Source organism: Acinetobacter sp. CFCC 10889 (assembly GCF_003268395.1).
Lineage (GTDB): Bacteria > Pseudomonadota > Gammaproteobacteria > Pseudomonadales > Moraxellaceae > Acinetobacter.
Genome location: NZ_LQXQ01000013.1, coordinates 1 through 14,916, shown reverse-complemented (window position 1 = coordinate 14,916; position 14,916 = coordinate 1). Strand labels below are relative to the sequence as shown.

Here is a 14,916-nt window from a genome sequence, read left to right as displayed (position 1 = left end):
TAAAAATAAATAACTCATTAAGTGAAATATGAGTATTTATGGTATATTGTTAAGATATAATTTACTATATCTGTATAAATAATAAATTATTGTACCAAAACTATTGCTCAATAATTATATTCACCGCCAAACTGAAAAATTACCTTGATTAGAATGTATACATGATTTTATTTGTTCGAACAAAAATATGATGTGGTCACTCTAATATATAGAATTATAAACCAAAATTATAATTTAAATGAGAAAAATAAGCATAAAACTTATGTTATTTATGTATATCGTCTAGGTTGTGAAAGATTTGATTTTTTACTCTAAATAGCCAGAAATACTGGCTATTTATGCTTTATGAAAGGTAACTTATGTTTGATCAAGTTTATGGGCAAATTCAGCAATATCTGCGATGGCTTTTTTGGCTTCATCAAACCATGGGCTAAACATTTGGAAGTTGTGCCACATACCTGTATATAATTTATAAGTGACATCTACATGAGCTTTTTTCGCTTTTTTCTCAAAACGAATTGCATCATCCATTAAGATTTCTTTAGAGCCGACTTGTACTAATGTTGGCGGTAAACCTGCGAAATCGCCAAAAATAGGTGAAATTTCAGGAATGGATGCATCGACATCTTTAGGAACATAATAATTAATGCCTGCCTCAAGTGCTTCTACGGACAGTAAAGCATCATGTTTTTGATTAAAACGTAAAGATTCACTGGTTAAAGTTAAATCCAAAAATGGAGACAGTAAAATCAGACCACTAGGTACATGTTCAGGATCTTCTTTTTTTAATTTAAGCACTAAAGCCAATGCCAAATTTGCACCACAAGAATCACCTGAAATAATAATATCTTTAGGTTGCACACCTTGATCCATCAACATTTGGTAAATGTCATAAATTGCATCACTTGCTTCAGGGTAAGGATGCTCAGGTGCGAGAGGATAGTCTATATGCAACACTTGCATCTGTGTACGTACAGCTATTTCTGCTAAAAAAGCACGATGGGTTTTTAAAGAACCTACAAAAAATGCACCACCATGAATATGCAAAATCATTTGTGTTGATTTTTTCTGCGGTTTAATTTCTTCAGCGTGTATACCCGCAATGCGTAAAGCACGAAATTCAACCCCTTTAGGTTGAGGAAAAACACGTGTGAGTTGTTCCAGTGCGAAACGTAATGCAGTCGGGGGGAGATTTAAACGACTTGGCATTTTAAAACTGGTTTTTAAAACCGCTTCAGTGATGAATTGTTTCATTAAGGGGTTAATCTTCATGCTTTTTCCATTTTGTTTACTTTTACTATTTTTATTTGTTGAATAAACAACATTATTTACAAGGGTACACCAAATAGTCACATTGAAAAATTGCATATTTGTTGCAACTTTTGAATACTATCATATGTCAATCATGACTAGGGAAATCAAAAAAATGAAAAAAATTGCACTGATGATGGGGCTGCTTACTGCAACTGCTTTCGCCAACGCAGCAGATCCTCTTAATGGTACGGTATGGAAAACCATTGATGATGAAACTAAGCAAGCCAAAGCTGTAGTGAAATTTACAGAACAAAAGAATGGTACGCTTTCAGCAACGATTCAAAGTATTGTAACGCCGGGTGAAGAAAATTCTTGTACCAAGTGTGAAGGTAAATACCACAATAAATCGTTGAAAGGTGTCACGATTGTTTATGGTCTAAAAAATGTCAATGGTAAGTATGAAGGCGGTACGATTTTAGATCCAAAAAATGGTAAAACCTACAAACTGAAAGGTGAGTTAGCGGGTAATAAGCTGAACCTACGTGGCTATATGGGGGTTTCTGCGCTTGGTCGTAACCAAACTTGGATTCGTGCCAACTAATCTAGTATAAATGCATGATTAAAAAAGCTCGATGGGTTATATCGAGCTTTTTTATTTTTAATTTCAAATTTAACTTCAAAAATACAGCGAGAGATTTGATCAAATTATTTCAAATTTACTTCTGTATAGGGTATTTATTGAAGCGCTTTGATTTTTTCTTCATCAAAACCAACAATATATACACCATTGTTTTCAATCACAGGGCGTTTGATCATACTGGTATGTGTGGTTAGGGCTTGAATCAGATTGTCTTGGCTTGCTAAAGCATCTTGTTGTTCTTGTTCAGAAAGCTTTTTCCAAGTTGTCCCTTTTTTATTGAGTATAAGGTCTTGCCCCAATTGATCTAACCAAACTTTGACTGTTTCGGTATCAATGCCTTGTTTTTTATAGTCATGAAATTCATAAGGCAAAGCCAATTCATTGAGTAAATCAAAGGCTTTTTTCATTGAATTACAGTTTTTAATTCCATAAATTTTCAGCATAGTGTGTCTTCTATTTTAAATCATATAGGTGAATGACTTAAGCCTAGCAAAAAATATCGCAAAAAACATTATGGTATTGAACAGATAAAAATTACATCTTGAAAATGTGTATTGTCATCAAAATGAAAGATTGATTGTTTAAATTTATGAATATAGACATGAAGAAATATTACAAAGATCAACAACGAAATCACTTGAGAATAATAAATAGATCAGTTAAAAAAGAGAAAACCCGCATCTAATCATCCTGACTATGCGGGTCTCAGTACAACGTCCAATGTCACATCCTTTGAAAATATAAACTAAAGTGAATATTTTCTTTTCGTCCTACGGCGTCCTATCCCTTTGCTGTCATCCTGACAATGTCCCTGTGCCGTGAAACAATAATGCGCTTATTGTGGTGAATAAAGAATACGTTAACACGACAACTATTGTGCGATATTTACATATATTAAGTGAACATGTGTTCACTTAATATGTTGGCAACAGGTAACAGCATGTTAAACTTTGTAGTCGATAATCACGGGTGCATGATCACTAAACCATTGTTCTTTATAGACCCAAGCATTCACTGTACGGTCTTTCCAGTCAGGTGAGCAAGCTTGATAGTCGATGCGCCAGCCGACATTTTTAGCACGAGCTTGTCCTCGGTTTGACCACCATGAATATACTTCCGCTTCTTTACGGACTTCACGAAACGTATCAACATAGCCTAGATCATCATAAATGTGATCAAGCCATGCACGTTCATGGGGTAAACAGCCTGATGCTTTTTGATTGCCCGACCAGTTTTTAATATCAATGCGTTTATGCACGATATTGTAGTCACCACAAACAATGATAGATTTATTTTCATCACGCCATTGTTTTAAAATGGTTTTGTATTGATCCAAGAAATGATCTTTGCGAGCTTGTGCTTCATCACCCGAAGAGCCAGATGGTAAATATAAGGAGCAAATATGTGCTGTTTGACCTAAACCTAGATCAAATTCAGCGCTGATAAAGCGTCCTTGTGAGTCTGCCAATTCAAAACCCAAACCATCTTTCACGGATACAAAAGGCAGTCGACTATAAATGGCTGTCCCTGCATAGCCTGCTTTTTCGGCAGGAAATAGGTGTGTGTACCAACCTTCGGGTTTAAACTTATCTGTCCATTGTGCATGGGTAATACGGCTTTCTTGCATACAGATCACGTCTGCATCGGATTGTTCCATCCATTCAAGTAGACCTTTTGTGACAGAAGCTCGTAAACCATTTACGTTAATTGAGACAACTCTTAAAATTTTTTGATCACTTGGATAGCTACTCTTTGGTATCATGCGCAAGTCTTACCTCTATTACAGAATATTTGGAGCACCTCATGTCAACGCCAGCTCAGTTTAACCCGCAAGCTTTTATCGAACTCGCATTATCACGTGGTGTGCTTAAATTTGGTGAGTTTACTTTAAAATCAGGTCGTGTGAGCCCTTATTTTTTTAATGCAGGGTTACTCAACGATGGTGAAGCATTATCGCTACTTGCTCAAGGTTATGCAGATAAACTCACACAATGTAACAATGTTGAAGTGGTATTTGGTCCTGCATATAAAGGCATTCCCTTTGTAGCAGCAACAGCTGTGGCACTGTCACAAATTCATGGTGTAAGTGTTCCTTGGGGGTTTAACCGTAAAGAAGCCAAGGATCATGGTGAAGGTGGTGTATTGGTAGGTGCAGCCGTTGAAGGTAAAAAAGTATGGATTATTGATGATGTCATCACAGCAGGTACTGCGATTCGTGAAGTTGTCACCATTCTTAAAAATGCAGGTGCAACAATTGCAGGTGTTTTAGTTGCATTAGATCGTCAAGAAAAGGGGCAAGGTTCATTATCTGCGATTCAAGAAGTACAACAAGAGCTTGAAATTCCAGTACATGCATTAATCACCATGAAAGATTTGATGGATTATCTTGATGCCAAAGGCGAAAAAGAAGCTTTGGCAAAAATGGAAGCTTATCGTGTCAAATACGGGATTTAAAATTGTAAAGATAATGATTTAGACTAAGGAGCGTGAGCTCCTTATTTTTGTGCTGGATTTGCTTCAGGTGAATGGATAGATGCTTTTTTTAGTTTTAGTGGTGATCGTGGTTGTACTCGGTTTTTTTATGATCCAACAATTAGATGAACGGCGATGGCAGCGTTATCAGTTTGAAAGAGATATGTTTTTTCGTAATCATCCTTTATTGATACAAGACTTAGAAGACTTTCATTATGTGTTGAAATTAAGCCATGCAACCCAGCGTAAAATGATCACGGAACAGATGCTGAAAGTCTCGACTCAGCCCATTTATAAAAAAGTTCGTGTACAACGACTACCAGAAACTCGACAAGAAAAATATCACATTCAAGTTCTATTGAATGACATTAAAATCGCTGAATTAGAGCGTAATTATGCACAACAATTCGGAAAATGCTTAGTCAAAACTGATTTTGAAATTGGTCGTCCAATTGAGGTTTTAGCAGAAATTTTGGTATTACAAAAAAATAGCTGCGAACAGATCTGTCAAATGCGTTTGAGCCTACCGCAAGATCCAAATGAGATCGTTAATTTACTGGTTGCTGAACAAGTGACTTTAAGTTCGAAAGTACAAGCACCACAGACCAAATAAAGCCGAATTTAAGTTGCATGATGTGGCTTTGACGCTTAAAAAAATGAAAATAAAACACAATTTTACTATTGTCCTATCACTGATATTCAGCGTATTAATTGGGCTATAGGTCAAGGATTTGAAATTGACTACAATGCAATATAGCAAACATGAGCATAATAATTTTGTGGACAGGTAATTGAGGATAACAATATGACCAATACCAATTATACCGAGATTTCAAATTCAGACGATTGTGAAAAATATGTGAATAAATTTATTCAAGATTTTGAAATTCGTTCTGCTGAGATTGGCAAAGGCACTGTCATTAAACGCGCATTACCGAGTCGCCAGAAACGCATGATTGGTGCATGGTGCTTTTTGGATCATGCAGGTCCTGTCAGTTTTCCACAAGGTGATGGTTTGGATGTTGGACCGCATCCACATACAGGTTTGCAGACATTTACATGGATGATTGAAGGCACCATGATGCATACTGACAGCATAGGTTCAAAACAGCTGATTCGCCCGAAACAAGTGAATTTGATGACTGCGGGTTATGGGATTTCTCATACAGAAGTTGCACCTGACACTGAAACCAAAATGCATGCTGCACAGCTTTGGATCGCATTACCTGATGATAAACTTAATATGGCACCACAGTTTGATCATTATCCTGAGTTGCCTATAGTAACACGAGAGGGTGTTGAATTTACTGTGCTAGTTGGTGAATATCTAAATACGATTTCACCTGTCAAAGTACATAGTGAACTTTTGGGTGTAGATTTAACCGCTCAAGCATCAACTACAACACGTATTCCTTTAAATCCTCAGTTTGAATATGGCTTTTTAGCTTTAGAAGGAACTGCCATCATTAATGGTCATGAACTGACGGATGATAATATGGTGGTGTTAGAGCCGGGTTTAAGCGAAATAGAAATACAATTACATGCGGGTAGTCGTTTGTTATTACTAGGTGGTGAGCCATTTGAGTCACCGATTTTGTTGTGGTGGAATCTGGTTGGACGCACACAAGAGGAATTAAAAATTGCGCGTGAACAATGGATTAATCATGATACTCGTTTTGGTTCGATTCCTGATTATGAAGGTCCACGCTTAGAAGCACCTGCATTTCCAGATAAAATGCGCCCTTCAAAATAAGTTCTAATTTTCCAAATAAATTCAGCAGCACCATGATGCATGGCTGCTGAGTTTTAAAATCACATAGTATTAGAAATATTTTAAATGACTGAGGAGAATAATAATGGCAATAATCGCAAATGCAAAAGTACAAAGCTGTCCTGAAGCATGGTCGGGTCAAGTGACGAGTGGCAAGCATCAACTCATTACCGATAAACCTGAATCTTTTGGTGGGCGGGATCAAGGCTTAGCACCGTATGATTTTATTTGTTCAGGTCTGATTTCATGCACCATGATCACTTTGCGTATGTATGCACAGCATAAAGGAATTGATTTGGGTGAGTTTCGTGTTGAAGCGGATTTTAATGCCAATAAAGAAGGCAAAGAATGGATTGAGCGTCGTTTGTCTTTTGAACAAGAATTATCTGAGGAATTAAAGCAAAAGGTTTTGGATATTTGCCAAAAAACACCTGTGACCAAGACTTTATTGCGTAGTGTTGAGATTGAGACAACATTGCTTTAAAGCTTTTATTGAAAGAGATGTAAGTTTGCACAATTTTATATTTTTGCCGGGTGCTTCAGGCAGTACGGCATTTTGGCAGCCTGTGATGCAGGCTTTGCCAAGCCATTTACAGAAATCAGTTGTGGCTTATCCAAGTTTTGGTGGATATCCTGATCATGCAGAAGTACAAAGCTTTATAGACTTACAACATTATGTATTGCAAAAGATTCAGCAGCCTAGTGTGATTGTTGCCCAATCAATGGGTGGAATTTTTGCAGTACAAGCTGCTTTACAAAAGCCTGATTTAGTTCAAGCATTGGTTTTAGTCGCAACCTCGGGCGGTATTGATTTAAGTGCTTTTGCTGTGGCGGATTGGCGAGAGGACTATCAGTTAAACTTTGCTGTGCCTGATTGGTTTGTCACGCACCATTCTGATGTTAGTACGCAGCTTGAGCAAGTGCAATGTCCTGTGTTGTTGCTTTGGGGTGATGCTGATCCGATTAGTCCTGTGGCAGTGGGTGAGTATTTACAGCAGAAATTATCCAAGGCTGAGCTTGTTGTGATTCAATATGGGCAGCATGACTTGGCGAATGTCTATGCAGATCAGGTGTCGAAATTGATTTTAGATTTTTTGGCAAAGATACAATAAAAATGCCCAATATGAGATTGAGCATTTTGATTGGGCTAAATTCAGAAAATTAAGCTAAGCAATCTTGTTTCGAAACAAGGTCTGGGCAACCCAAAGGGTTAAGCGCACATTTTAAATCTTCGATTTGTTCTTGGCTAACATAGCCTTTTGATTTTAAATAGTCCGCAACACGGTCATCACGTAGGCTGAGGAACGCAGCATCATAAACTTCTAGATCTACAAATAGGGCAGCCGTTTCTAAGCTGTTAAAACGATCTAGGAAAATATCATCGCCATACATCAAAAATACATGATCATAGGCTGCATGCGTGTCAACATTTAGGCGTTGTGCCAACGTTGTTGGTGAGGTTTTGACAAATAACAAGTCAGAGAGTTCATCAAACTGGGTGAGATCCAGAATATTTTCCCCTGTTTTAACTTTGCCTAACCATGCCTTAAATACTAACACTGCACCACCACGTAACAGCATACTCCAGATTTGATGGCGAGTTTCATCATCTAAAGATTTACATTGATCTTTCAATTCTTGAATAAGTAATTCTTCTTGTTGTGCGATTTTGTCAAATAGACCTAAGCCTTGAGGCTGATAAGCAACAGGGGTAAACACATCAAATTTTAAATCTTCAAAGACTTTTAGTGCTAAGGGTACAGCAGCTTGATACAGCGCATTCAGTGCATGCAATTGTGCATCATCAAGTTTGCTATATGGAAATACTTCTGCCCAATTGATTTCAGGCAAGATGGCATTCACGCCGTATTGACGATGGAATTGTTGAGTTTGATGAATGTTATGTGAGGTCGTTTCTGAAAGGTTCATGGAAAGCTCCTATTTTTAAAATTTTGTGTTGCATTAGTCCAAATGCAAATTTATCTAAGCAATGTGTAGATTTTATGATTTATCTGATATGCAATATGAATAAGACTAAAGTCTAATGTTTGATTTTATTTGTTTTATATTTATTAAAATCAGTAATTTAAGTAATTGTAACCAAGTGTACAAGTGTATAGTAATAAATTTGATCGAATTTGCCATAGAAAACAGCATGTTGAATTTTTTGGTCAATAAATTTTGCTTAAATCAGCAGTTTTTTGATCACTTTTGCCTAATAGTTTCAAAATGCGGTCATTTTACTTAAAAAAAGCGCCTAAAAATTGTATTTTTAAGCGCTGTAAATGTATCAAAACATATTTTCAGACAGTTTAAAAAGCTTATTTCGAGATTTTTAAACCAGATAACCAAGAACGTAATGATGCAGGTTTCAGTGGTTTTTTCAGTAAGACAATATTCAAGTCCTTTAAGTGTTGTGGCAATTCAGGATCGGAATCGGCTGTAATTAATGCCACTGGGACATTTTCCTGACGATTTTCTATAATAAAATCTAGCCCAATTTTATGGTCATTTAAGTGCTGATCGACTAACCATACTTGGATGTTTTCCTGTTGAATAATGTCGAGTGCTTGCTCAGGCTCGGTCGCTTTAAACACTTGATAGCCCCATTTGGTCAGTAAAGTATTCATCCCTTCCAAAATGGTTTCATCATTATCTAAACATAAAATCTTATAGGCTTTGGTACGTAATGGAACAGCTTGTACAGGTGTTGCCACCACTTTTGGTGCATCCACGATGGGTACTTCGATCATGAAGCATGAGCCTTTACCTAATTCAGAATAAACATGCACAGGGTAGTCGAGTAAACTCGTCATACGTTGGACGATGGCTAAACCCAGCCCGAGACCTTGTTCACCCCAAGGCGAAGTGTGTCCACAACGTTCAAACTCTTGGAATAGTTTAATGCGTTGTTCTTCGGCAATACCTGGACCTGTATCCCAAACCCCGATACGAATATGTTTGGCATGTGGTGCAGAACGTAATACACCGACCACGACACGACCTTTGGCAGTATAACGTAGGGCATTACTAACAAAGTTTTGAATAATACGGCGAATCCATTGAGGATCTGTGTCGATCCAGAACTGTGCATCATGTACCACCAACTTGATTTTACGTTGTGCAGCGATGGATTTGAACTGAAGCTCTAAATCACTGAGTAAATCGTGCAGTGGATAAATTTGGCGTTTCGGCTGAATCGTACCCCCTTCTAAACGGGCAATGTCTAAAAGTGCAGATAACATACTTTCTGCACCATGTAAGGCACGATCAAGCTGTTGTAATGTCTTACGATCTTCATCAGTTTGTACACTTTGCTCAAGTGCAGTACTGAACAAACGTGCTGCATGCATGGGTTGTAATAGATCGTGGCTTGCCGCAGCAATAAAGCGGCTTTTTGACATATTGGCTTTGTCAGCTTGTTCACGTGCGAGTTGTTGTTCTGCTAAAGCATTTGCTAACTGTTGGGTACGGTCAGAGACACGGGCTTCGAGTACAGCTTCATTTTCACGGAATGCAGTAATATCAGCAAAAGTCGTAACGAAACCACCACCTTCAATTGGATTACCACGCATTTGGATGACACGACCATCTTTACGGATACGTTCAAACTCATGTGCACTACCCACTTTCATCCAGTGTATACGTTTACGAACATGTTCTTCGATAGAACCTGGACCACATTCACCACGTTCAGCATTGTAACGAATCAAATCTGCAATCGGGCAGCCGACATAAACTAAATCTTTGGGATAATCAAATAGTTTGAGATACTGATTATTCCACGCCACCAAGCACATGTTTTCATCGACTACACTGACACCTTGAGTCATGTGGTCGATCATGGTCATAATCAAATTTTGGTTAAAACGTTGCCATTGTGAGGCTTGGTCAAGAATATTTGCCACTTGCCCAAGTGCTAAGCCGTTATTCACCATTGCTGTGGTCAGTAGAGTACGAGCAGATGCAGCACCAATCGTGCCTGCTAGATATTGCTCAGTGAAGCGCCACCACATGCCATTGGCACTGCTATTTTCATTGAGCACGACATTATTCATGATGCAAAATTGACGAAAGGCTTGAATGGTTGGACCTTCGCCTGTGATGCGTTTAGCAAGAGCGATCAAGTCACCGACTTTTAAACGTGCTACATCATGATTTAAATAATTAATATCTGTTGAGGTGCTTTGTGCAGGCAAGGGCTTAGTTTCATAGTAGAAAAAACTTTCGGCTTGGATTTGCTCTGCCACAGATGGACGATAAATTCGGGAAATCCAAATATAGAGCATGATATTTAAACCCAATGCCCATGTCACACCATGGGTGAGTGGGGCAAAAGACTCGAAACCAAACAAAGCTTCAGGGCGTAACCATTGGATATTGAAAGGACCTGCCATTAAAAACTGGTGTGCAAATTGGCTATATTCGCTTGGTAAGCTGCGCAATACAGTGGGTAGCAGTAAAGTATAAGTCCATAAAATAAAACCAATCACTAAACCAGCATAAACACCTTGACGGCTACCACCACGCCAATACAATCCACCAATCAGTGCAGGTGAGAACTGAGCAACTGCACTAAATGCAAGCAGACCAAAAGTAGAAAGTTGGTCAATGTCATTAAAGAAATGGAAGAATAAGAAACCCAAGAACATCACTGCCAAAATACAAATACGGCGTGTAAATTTGAGAACTTGTGGTAAGCGTTTATCATGGCGTGACAAGATTTTTAAACGCCATAGTGCAGGCATGATTAAGTCATTACTAAGCATAATTGACAAGGCAACAGAGGAGACTAATAGCATACCTGTAGAGGCAGAAAAGCCACCTAAAAATGCTAGTAAAGTCAGCCAATCTTGTCCATAACTTAGAGGCAAAGACAGCACTGCAACATCAGGAATACTCAGATAAGCAGGTGCTGCATGCAGTGCCCAACTAGCAATTGGAATAATCGCAATAATGGTTAAAATTAAATAAGCCGCAAACCAACGTCGTGCACCACGAATATGCTTTTCATCACGTAATTCAACGACAGCAACATGGAACTGACGTGGTAAACAAATGATGGCTAAGGCTGCGAGTAAGGTTTGTACCCAAAAGGTTTCAGGCACACCAAATAGTTGTACTTCATGAAATGTTTTACTGACATCTTTGGAAATCTGTAATAAGTTGGCTGGGTTTTCAAAGATGAAAAAGAATGCAACACACAGTAGTGCAAAGAGTTTTACAAAAGATTCAAATGCCACAGCAAGCATCAAACCGCCATGCTGTTCTGTATTGGCAATTTGTCGTGTTCCAAACATCATCGCTAAAATAGCAAGTACAGCAGTCAAAGCTAAAACGCCATTGGTGGTGGTCGATACCACTTGGGTATTATGATCAAGCATCACCGACGCACTGAGTGCGATGGCACGTAACTGTAGGGCTAAATACGGAATAATGGCAATCACAGCAAGAATGGTCACGAGGGATGCCAATGTGCCACTTTTTCCATAACGTGCAGCGACAAAGTCAGCAATCGAAGAAATGGCATGATGCTGACGCACACGTCCTAAACGCCGCCAAATGTCATAACCAAGTCCGACAAAGAGTAATGGACCTAAATAGATGGGTAGGAAAATAATGCCTTCACGAACCGCTGCACCTGTCGCACCATAAAATGTCCAAGATGAGCAATACACCCCCAATGTTAGACTAAAGAGAAGCATGCGCCCTCGGGTGCTCAGTCGACTTGCATGTTTTTCACCAAAGAATGCACAAGCAAACAAAATGATGATGTAAAGGGCGAGAACCCCAATAATCAACCAACTATTCATAGCAGCTACAGTCCAAAAATCTCAGACTATGATAACGCATCCATGAACTGACACGTTCATTCTGTTCAAAATTTAAAGACCAAAGTCTAAGTTACGTAAGGCAACAACATTGTTAATTTTAGCTCATCAAAATAATGATTAAAAATTGCAACCAGTGGACTGGTCGCTAATCAAGGAGCAAGATTATGGATGAGAGACAGGTAGATGCGATTCTACAAAATCCAAAATTCAAAGAAATGGTCGCTAAAAAGAGAAATCTAAGCTGGACATTAACTGCAATTATGTTGTTTGTTTATGTTGGTTTTATGCTTTTAGTGGGCTATAACAAAGAATTTTTATTGACGAAAATATCAGAGGGTGGTGTAACCACTTGGGGTATTCCTCTCGGTTTAAGCATTATTGTTTTATCGTTCCTTCTGTGTGGTGTGTACTCGTACATTGCCAATAACTCGCTTGATCAATTGAATGAAGAAGCGATGCGTGAAGTAGAAGCAATTGCCCACGAAAAAGGACAACACTGATATGAAGAAATGGAATTCTTTTAAAGCGAAAGCTGCACTAGCATCAACGGCACTCCTATCTACACTTGCTCAAGCAGGTCCAGACTTAGGTGCAGCAGAACAACAAGCAACCAATTGGTCTGCGATTATCATGTTTGCGATTTTCGTTGGCTTTACCTTGCTCATTACGAAGTGGGCAGCAAAACAAACCACAAATACAGCAGATTTCTATACCGCTGGTGGTGGGATCTCAGGTTTCCAAAATGGTTTGGCGATTGCAGGTGACTATATGTCAGCAGCATCGTTCTTGGGTATTTCTGCGATGGTGTTTATGTCAGGCTTTGATGGCTTGTTATATTCACTTGGCTTCATGGTCGGTTGGCCGATCGTATTGTTCTTGGTGGCTGAACGTTTACGTAACTTAGGTAAGTTTAACTTATCTGATGTGGTGTCATTCCGTTTGGAAGAAAAGCCTGTACGTACATTGGCTGCGATTAGTTCTTTGGTGGTTGTTGCTTTCTATTTGATCGCTCAAATGGTTGGTGCAGGTCAGTTGATTAAACTGCTCTTTGGTTTGAACTATAACATTGCTGTTGTCATTGTTGGTCTATTAATGATGGCGTATGTAATGTTTGGTGGTATGTTGGCAACGACTTGGGTACAAATCATTAAAGCAGTGATGTTGCTTTCAGGCGCAACATTCATGGCATTTATGGTGATGAAAGAAGTTGGCTTCAGCTTCTCTGAAATGTTTACTCAATCTATCAATGTATTCTCTAAAGTACATGATGTAAGTTTTGAAAAAGCTTCTGAAATCATGGGTCCAGGTAGTCTTGCGAAGAATCCGCTCGATGCATTATCACTAGGTTTAGCGTTGATGTTCGGTACAGCAGGTTTACCACACATTTTAATGCGTTTCTTTACAGTTAAAGATGCAAAAGAAGCACGTAAATCAGTGGTTGTAGCAACAGGTTTCATTGGTTACTTCTATCTATTAACATTCATCATTGGTTTCGGTGCGATCCTTTTCGTATCAAACAACCCACAATTCCTTGATGTTGCAAAAATGGCGGTGACTGGCAAGTTAGAACTTGTTGGTGGTAACAATATGGCTGCGGTTCACTTGTCTGATGCAGTGGGCGGTGACTTGTTCATGGGCTTCATTTCAGCAGTCGCATTCGCAACAATTCTTGCAGTTGTTGCTGGTTTGACATTGTCTGGTGCATCTGCGATTTCTCATGACTTATATGCAAACGTATTGAAGAAAGGTCAAACAACACCTGAATCTGAACTTCGTATGTCTAAAATTGCAACTTTAGGTCTTGCGATCTTTGCGATGATCTTAGGTATTTTGTTTGAGAAACAAAACGTAGCATTCATGGTGGGTCTAGCATTCTCTGTGGCAGCATGTGCGAATTTCCCAGTACTTGTACTTTCAATGTTCTGGCGTGGTTTAACAACACGTGGTGCAGTGATCGGTGGCTTGGTGGGTCTAATTACAGCAGTGACTTTAATTATCTTATCTAAAGCAGTTTGGGTAGATACTTTTGGGATCTCTGAGACACCAGTGAATCCGTTCAATGGTCCTGCAATCTTTGCAATGCCACTCGCATTCATTTGCTGTTGGTTGTTCTCTGTAACAGATAATTCACCACGTGCACAAGCTGAACGTAAAGCATTTAATGCACAGTTTGTACGCTCACAAACAGGTATTGGTATCTCTGGTGCATCTGATCACTAAGTCCAAACTTGCATAAAAAAAGTCCCATCAGGGACTTTTTTTATGTTCGGTGGTGGATGAAAAATTAATTTCGCATATAGACTTCTCCATTTAAAACCACACGCCATTGCCCATCTTGCTGAAAAGGTGCTTTATTAATTTTAAATTGTTTGGATAAATCACCTTGTCCAATTTGAAAATACTGCGTATTAAACTCGGTTAAAGGTGCATTGATATTGGAAATGGTAGAGGACTTCATATCACTAGATGCATTTTTCCGTTCTGATTTGATATGTTCTGCGAACTTTACTTTGCCATCTTGAGCAATGTTTAATGTACTCGACTCATTTTTCCATTCGCCAATATAATCTTTGTTATTTTCTAAAAGTGGACTGTTTTTACTGCATGCTGTTAGCACAATACAGCTAGACAACATGACCCAATATATTGTTGTTTTCATCATCATGTCCTTGAGTGATTTTTTTCGCAAGTCACATTCTGTCACTAGAATGCATGCTTAGTATTCAATGAATAATTGTGAATGTATTGATGAGTTTTTAAAATTTTCTGTAAAATATAATGAATCAAATACGAAAATAACAATGATTAGGAATAAATATGCAAGCTTTGCTTCAATTCTGGAAAGGCTTCAAATTGTTGCCTTCAGCTTGGTTACTTTTGGTACAACTGAGTATTCTTATTTTATATGTTTTTGCCAGTAGTAGTCGTAGCTATCAAATTTTGGG

Annotated in this window: 14 protein-coding genes; 8 read left to right on the top strand and 6 right to left on the bottom strand. The window is 38.5% G+C overall.

Features of this window, described 5'->3' with window-relative positions; all coding sequences use genetic code 11:
- Window positions 1–357 precede the first annotated feature (357 nt).
- Window positions 358–1,272, bottom strand: a complete 915-nt coding sequence (locus AVJ19_RS06535; protein ID WP_111859020.1) for an alpha/beta hydrolase — start codon at window positions 1,270–1,272, stop codon at window positions 358–360.
- Between the two features lie 154 nt (window positions 1,273–1,426).
- Between AVJ19_RS06535 and AVJ19_RS06530 the strand changes: the two genes are divergently transcribed.
- Complete coding sequence (locus tag AVJ19_RS06530; protein ID WP_111858966.1) at window positions 1,427–1,855, top strand: DUF2147 domain-containing protein; 429 nt, start codon at window positions 1,427–1,429, stop codon at window positions 1,853–1,855.
- 134 nt (window positions 1,856–1,989) lie between these two features.
- Here the strand turns inward: AVJ19_RS06530 and AVJ19_RS06525 are convergent, their stop codons facing one another.
- Window positions 1,990–2,337: a Spx/MgsR family RNA polymerase-binding regulatory protein gene (locus tag AVJ19_RS06525; protein WP_111858965.1), complete on the bottom strand. Its 348-nt coding sequence runs from the start codon at window positions 2,335–2,337 to the stop codon at window positions 1,990–1,992.
- A 500-nt stretch (window positions 2,338–2,837) separates the two neighbouring features.
- Window positions 2,838–3,656 (bottom strand): exodeoxyribonuclease III, encoded by an 819-nt coding sequence (locus AVJ19_RS06520; RefSeq protein WP_111858964.1) that lies wholly within the window; start codon window positions 3,654–3,656, stop codon window positions 2,838–2,840.
- A gap of 41 nt (window positions 3,657–3,697) precedes the next feature.
- Here AVJ19_RS06520 and pyrE point away from each other — a divergent pair, with 41 nt between their 5' ends.
- From pyrE to AVJ19_RS06495, 5 genes are all read left to right on the top strand, one after another.
- Window positions 3,698–4,348: an orotate phosphoribosyltransferase gene (gene pyrE, locus AVJ19_RS06515; RefSeq protein ID WP_111858963.1), complete on the top strand. Its 651-nt coding sequence runs from the start codon at window positions 3,698–3,700 to the stop codon at window positions 4,346–4,348.
- Window positions 4,349–4,427: 79 nt separating this feature from the next.
- A complete protein-coding gene (locus AVJ19_RS06510) occupies window positions 4,428–4,979 on the top strand; it encodes a hypothetical protein (RefSeq protein ID WP_111858962.1) in 552 nt (183 codons plus the stop codon).
- A 192-nt stretch (window positions 4,980–5,171) separates the two neighbouring features.
- On the top strand, window positions 5,172–6,119 hold the full coding sequence (locus AVJ19_RS06505) for a pirin family protein (protein ID WP_111858961.1): 948 nt from the start codon (window positions 5,172–5,174) through the stop codon (window positions 6,117–6,119).
- 103 nt (window positions 6,120–6,222) lie between these two features.
- Window positions 6,223–6,621, top strand: coding sequence for an OsmC family protein (locus tag AVJ19_RS06500; RefSeq protein WP_111858960.1), 399 nt, complete (start codon window positions 6,223–6,225; stop codon window positions 6,619–6,621).
- A gap of 25 nt (window positions 6,622–6,646) precedes the next feature.
- Window positions 6,647–7,249, top strand: a complete 603-nt coding sequence (locus tag AVJ19_RS06495) for an alpha/beta fold hydrolase (RefSeq protein ID WP_111859019.1) — start codon at window positions 6,647–6,649, stop codon at window positions 7,247–7,249.
- A 49-nt stretch (window positions 7,250–7,298) separates the two neighbouring features.
- On the opposite strand, the gene AVJ19_RS06490 is transcribed toward AVJ19_RS06495, so the two are convergent.
- On the bottom strand, window positions 7,299–8,066 hold the full coding sequence (locus AVJ19_RS06490) for a hypothetical protein (RefSeq protein WP_111858959.1): 768 nt from the start codon (window positions 8,064–8,066) through the stop codon (window positions 7,299–7,301).
- Window positions 8,067–8,458: 392 nt separating this feature from the next.
- Complete coding sequence (locus AVJ19_RS06485; protein ID WP_111858958.1) at window positions 8,459–11,950, bottom strand: PAS domain-containing hybrid sensor histidine kinase/response regulator; 3,492 nt, start codon at window positions 11,948–11,950, stop codon at window positions 8,459–8,461.
- Window positions 11,951–12,135: 185 nt separating this feature from the next.
- Here AVJ19_RS06485 and AVJ19_RS06480 point away from each other — a divergent pair, with 185 nt between their 5' ends.
- Both AVJ19_RS06480 and AVJ19_RS06475 read left to right on the top strand, forming a co-directional pair.
- Window positions 12,136–12,471, top strand: coding sequence for a DUF485 domain-containing protein (locus tag AVJ19_RS06480; RefSeq protein ID WP_111858957.1), 336 nt, complete (start codon window positions 12,136–12,138; stop codon window positions 12,469–12,471).
- A gap of 1 nt (window position 12,472) precedes the next feature.
- Complete coding sequence (locus tag AVJ19_RS06475; protein WP_111858956.1) at window positions 12,473–14,191, top strand: cation acetate symporter; 1,719 nt, start codon at window positions 12,473–12,475, stop codon at window positions 14,189–14,191.
- 64 nt (window positions 14,192–14,255) lie between these two features.
- Here AVJ19_RS06475 and AVJ19_RS06470 read toward each other — a convergent pair whose 3' ends face one another.
- Window positions 14,256–14,630 (bottom strand): hypothetical protein, encoded by a 375-nt coding sequence (locus AVJ19_RS06470; RefSeq protein ID WP_111858955.1) that lies wholly within the window; start codon window positions 14,628–14,630, stop codon window positions 14,256–14,258.
- Between the last annotated feature and the right edge of the window lie 286 nt (window positions 14,631–14,916).

What these genes read in the sequence shown, in the direction of transcription:
- AVJ19_RS06530 (WP_111858966.1), top strand. Translation starts at nt 1,427, where the DNA reads ATGAAAAAAATTGCACTGATGATGGGGCTGCTTACTGCAACTGCTTTC.
- AVJ19_RS06500 (WP_111858960.1), top strand. Translation starts at nt 6,223, where the DNA reads ATGGCAATAATCGCAAATGCAAAAGTACAAAGCTGTCCTGAAGCATGG.
- AVJ19_RS06480 (WP_111858957.1), top strand. Translation starts at nt 12,136, where the DNA reads ATGGATGAGAGACAGGTAGATGCGATTCTACAAAATCCAAAATTCAAA.
- AVJ19_RS06510 (WP_111858962.1), top strand. Translation starts at nt 4,428, where the DNA reads ATGCTTTTTTTAGTTTTAGTGGTGATCGTGGTTGTACTCGGTTTTTTT.
- AVJ19_RS06520 (WP_111858964.1), bottom strand. Translation starts at nt 3,656, where the DNA reads ATGATACCAAAGAGTAGCTATCCAAGTGATCAAAAAATTTTAAGAGTT.
- AVJ19_RS06535 (WP_111859020.1), bottom strand. Translation starts at nt 1,272, where the DNA reads ATGAAGATTAACCCCTTAATGAAACAATTCATCACTGAAGCGGTTTTA.
- AVJ19_RS06485 (WP_111858958.1), bottom strand. Translation starts at nt 11,950, where the DNA reads ATGAATAGTTGGTTGATTATTGGGGTTCTCGCCCTTTACATCATCATT.
- AVJ19_RS06470 (WP_111858955.1), bottom strand. Translation starts at nt 14,630, where the DNA reads ATGAAAACAACAATATATTGGGTCATGTTGTCTAGCTGTATTGTGCTA.
- AVJ19_RS06490 (WP_111858959.1), bottom strand. Translation starts at nt 8,066, where the DNA reads ATGAACCTTTCAGAAACGACCTCACATAACATTCATCAAACTCAACAA.
- AVJ19_RS06505 (WP_111858961.1), top strand. Translation starts at nt 5,172, where the DNA reads ATGACCAATACCAATTATACCGAGATTTCAAATTCAGACGATTGTGAA.
- AVJ19_RS06475 (WP_111858956.1), top strand. Translation starts at nt 12,473, where the DNA reads ATGAAGAAATGGAATTCTTTTAAAGCGAAAGCTGCACTAGCATCAACG.
- AVJ19_RS06525 (WP_111858965.1), bottom strand. Translation starts at nt 2,337, where the DNA reads ATGCTGAAAATTTATGGAATTAAAAACTGTAATTCAATGAAAAAAGCC.
- pyrE (WP_111858963.1), top strand. Translation starts at nt 3,698, where the DNA reads ATGTCAACGCCAGCTCAGTTTAACCCGCAAGCTTTTATCGAACTCGCA.